At 64.4% G+C, this 3,951-nt stretch carries 4 protein-coding genes; all 4 read right to left on the reverse strand.

The genetic code is table 11. The annotated features are described in order from the left end of the window. Positions 1-270: 270 nt before the first annotated feature. From HR086_RS45330 to HR086_RS45345, 4 genes are read right to left on the reverse strand one after another with little or no spacing between them, the layout of a single operon-like run. A complete protein-coding gene (locus tag HR086_RS45330; protein ID WP_174457225.1) occupies positions 271-1,035 on the reverse strand; it encodes an Imm49 family immunity protein in 765 nt (254 codons plus the stop codon). A gap of 5 nt (positions 1,036-1,040) precedes the next feature. Beyond that, positions 1,041-2,135 (reverse strand): hypothetical protein, encoded by a 1,095-nt coding sequence (locus HR086_RS45335; protein WP_174468762.1) that lies wholly within the window; start codon positions 2,133-2,135, stop codon positions 1,041-1,043. A 28-nt stretch (positions 2,136-2,163) separates the two neighbouring features. After that, complete coding sequence (locus tag HR086_RS45340) at positions 2,164-2,751, reverse strand: imm11 family protein (RefSeq protein WP_174468763.1); 588 nt, start codon at positions 2,749-2,751, stop codon at positions 2,164-2,166. 32 nt (positions 2,752-2,783) lie between these two features. After that, positions 2,784-3,551 carry an AHH domain-containing protein gene (locus HR086_RS45345; protein WP_141648387.1) on the reverse strand — a complete coding sequence of 256 codons (768 nt, stop codon included), beginning with the start codon at positions 3,549-3,551 and terminating at the stop codon, positions 2,784-2,786. Positions 3,552-3,951 lie beyond the last annotated feature (400 nt).

Raw genomic sequence — 3,951 nt, forward strand, 5'->3', positions numbered from 1 at the left:
CCTGGCGCTGCTTCCTCTTCAGCCACTGCCTACCTTTGCCCTCGGGCAGGGCCTTCTCGCTCTCAGGTCTTCTGCGCACACAGAGCCGAACGAGAGGTGCCCCTGCTCCCTCTTCCCGCTCACTTCAGGCCCGCCCGCCCTCCGGCCTGATCGAGAATCACGAACTCCGGTTTAGAGCGAGTGGAGCGCGGACGGGCCCGTGTCGTCTCCGGGCCCGTCGGCTCCGGTGGAGATGCTTTCGCGCGAGGAATACCCCTCCACGGACGGCGCTCAATCGAGGCTGCGCCACGAATCCACTGGCAGCCGCGGCCTGCCACTCGCACGCGCCAGGGAGGGCACGAATGGAAACTCGCCCACCAGGGGCAGCCCCGCATGTTCAGCCAGCGTCATCAACGCCAGTCCCTCGACCGACACCTGCGCGACCGTGGCCCAGCGCTCCTCGGAGATCTTCTCCCGCTGCAGGAGGCGGTCCTGACGGGCCCGCTCCGCGACAAGGAACGTCTCCAATCCCCGCGCCACTTCTTCCCCATCTCCCTTCAGGAGGGCGTGGCAGAGCGGGAGGCGGAGGTCCTCCGAGCCCTGCAGCACCTGCTCGTAATCCGCCAGGAGTTCCACCAACCGCGCATCCGTCTCCCCGAGGAAGAAACGACTCATCAGGAAATGGACGTAGAGAAAGTCCTCTTTGTACTCCATCCCTTGTTGCCAGGTGCGTCTGGCGCGTCTGGCAATCTCCCGGGCGCCATCGAGGTCCTGAGCGGCCAGGGCGTCGAAGAACGGCGCCGAGCGGCTCGTCACCCACTGGGACTCTGGCACCTTCTCCATGAGCGACAGGTAGGCGCGGCCACTCTTGTAGAGGCACGCATGCAGCGCCTCCGCATCACCGTAGAGGAGGAAGCGACCAATCCCGCGAATCCGATAGTTCTCGCAGAAGGTCAAGACCTGCTGAAGACTCGCCTTCGCATCCAGGGCCTTCAACAACTCCGCGTTGTCGGACCGGGCATTGCTGACAAACACCTGGAGGAACTTGGAAGACATGCGGCTCAGGCCTCCGCGCTGACGACGAATGCACCGACCCAGCCATGCTCCGAGCTGGATACCACCAGGCTTCGGGAACTGGACGCGTACTTGCGAAGAAATGACCGGACCGCCACGCAGAGGGCCACGGCACCACTCGCGGCGCCGGTATCCCCCAGGGAGGTGCCGGAGATGACCAGGCGATGAGACTCATCCAACCGGTCGCCGAGCCTCACACGTGCGTGGCCCCATTCCGACGCCCGCCAGACCTCGCCATTGAGGTCGCTGATGATGTCTCCCTGGAAGGCGCCCGTGGGCCCCGGCGCCTTCGTGAGCACGTCGACGATGGTGTCCGCCAGCACCTGCCCGACCCTCGGCCGCTGGGTCACGAACGGGTCGTGCTCCTGTCCCACCGAGACGGCGCTCACGGAGGCCTGGGGCGTGATGCCCCTCCTGCGCGCGGACAGGGGGGACTCCACCAGGATGCATGCCGCGGCCTCGCCCGGCATCAGGCCGACCGGCACGTCAGGAGACTTCAACCTCCGGTGGGACTGCAGCCACTCCATGCTGAGCATGTCCAGATAGGAGTCCATGGCCACGATGAGGAAGCGCTCGACGGCGGAGCGGGACAGCTGCCGCGAGGCATACTGGAGCGCCGCCGCCATGCCCGCGTGTCCCTGGTGGATGGCGTGACAGTCGCTGACGAGCGGAAGCTCCAGGGCCTTCTTCAGTTGCAGGCAGAAGGTACTCGTCAACACGTCGGGCCTCAGCTGGCGTGCCTCCATGAAGCGGGACTCATCCAAGACAGGCCCCACCCAGATGAGTCCCGTCCGCCGCCAGAAGTCCGAGTCCTCGCGACCCGGCACCTGCCCGAGCGACAGCAGGTCGTCCACCCCTCCTCGCGCGAGTCGAATCCACCTGCCCACGGGCCCGAACCCGTCGGTGAAGCCTTGGATGGGATGGCCCATCAACGGCACGCGCTCCTGACTCTCCTCGTCGAGGACGGGGAAGTAGACGAGCTGCCGGGGCCGCGTGAGGCCCGCCCGGAGCGACGCGCAGGCCTGGACGACGTCCAGCCCCACGCTGGTGACCATTCCCAGTCCTGTAATCGAGAGCACCACGCATGCCTCCCAGGCCGCCCCCGGGCCGTCAGCCCTGTCCCGACAAGCGGAGCGGTGTCAGCAGGACGTTGGTGAACCCCCGCGCCTCGACGGCCTGGACGAAGCGCTCATCCACGACATATTTGCTGGGCTTCTTGTCGATTCGGAACAGCGCGGCGGCCTGCCCCATCTTCTTGTCATCCAGCACGAACTCCGCGATGTCGATGACACTCCCCTCTTCACCATAGGTAACGCCACTGGCCTGCTCGTCGAGACAGTCGAGCGCACCGATGGGATTGATGATGAAGTAATCCTTGCTGTAGAGCCGCTCGCGGTGGTCATACAAGTCGAAGGGGAGATATTCGATATCGCAGCCCGCGCAGAGCTGCTCGAACACCGTCTTCACCTCGGATGAGGCGATGAGGTAGTTCTCCGTGTTCCCCAGCACGGAAGAGAGTTTGATGCCTGGGTTCTCTTCGCGCAGGAAGATCTTGGCCTCCGCGGGGTAGAAAGCCTTGGCCGGCCGGCCCTTGGTCATCAGGAAACGGCGCAGGCCAATCCCCTTGGGAGGATCATCAATCAGGCAAAGATCGCGGTCGTTGAGGTCTCCGACCGTCGACAACAGGAAATACTTCATTCACTTCCCTCCGGGGTGAGCACCACCGTGTCTCAACTGGCGCTCTGCTGCTTGAAAAGTTCCTTCGCCATATGGTCGAGCGCGTCCACCCCGTCCTCGCCGGCCTGCTTGATGGAGCCATAGAGGCGATTGGACAGGGCAATGAGCTTGTCCTTGAAGTCCTTGTACTTGGGGGCCTCGTGATCGACCAGGTCCTCGAGGTTGTCGGCGAGCAGCGCCTTCAGCTCGCTCTTGACATGATCACTGTAGACACCGTGATACATCTTGGGCAGCGTCCGGTGTCGGGGCAGGCGCATGACCCGCGCGACGGTCGCGTCGAGGGGGAGCATGATCATGTTGTCCATATGGTTGAGATTGTAGCCCGCGGTGAGCAGCCCACCCCGGACCACCGTGACCAGCTCCGGCGAGCCCCCTTCATCCGGGTTGCCCAGGTAGTCACTGATGGTGGTGCTCAGGGTCGAATTCGGGATGACGTGATGCGCCTCGTGGAAGTAGGGCACGTCGCAGTGGGTGTCGAAGTTCCCGGCCTTGACGTCCCAATCTCCCTTCTGGGGCTTGCCGGCTTCCGCCTCGCGCCCCTGGAAGAAGACCTGGATTGTGCCCGGCATGTCCTTGTAGCGAGGCCAGTTATACAGCCCGTCGTCACTCTGGGCCTTCTTCGTGGCCTGCCAGATGTGGCTGCAGGAGTTGTTCGGCTTGCGGGACTCGTGTCGATTCAGACACTTCCCGCCTTCCGTGCCACCCGCGGTGTGGTGGTCGAGCTTGTTTTCGATATCTCGTGTGTGTCTTTCCTCGGACATGACGCACCCTCCACGAAATCAGGCTTTCCCTGCATCCATCATCGCGAAAGCTCAGGGAAACGACAAGGTCGACCTGGACTCTCAGTGAAGTAGCCCCTGGAGAGGACGGCGTCCTCGGTTCCGCGCCCTGGGACCAGCGTGGGCGCCCATCGGAGCGCGCCCTCCCGGACCCGGCCCGCGGCAGCCCGCCCCACTGTCAGGCCTGACTGCTAATACTACTTTATCGCGACTTCACCAGCACGACCCGAGTCGGCCGGAACGGCTGACTCCGCGCAGCAGGCCCTATCACCCAGGAGCATGAGTCCATGCGCTGTCCTGTCACGGATTGGTATCGCAGTCCCATCGCCTTCGCTGTCACGCTCACCCTCTTCTCGACGGGGGCACTCGCCCGCCCGAGGAG

Source organism: Myxococcus sp. CA039A (assembly GCF_013336645.1).
Lineage (GTDB): Bacteria > Myxococcota > Myxococcia > Myxococcales > Myxococcaceae > Myxococcus > Myxococcus llanfairpwllgwyngyllgogerychwyrndrobwllllantysiliogogogochensis.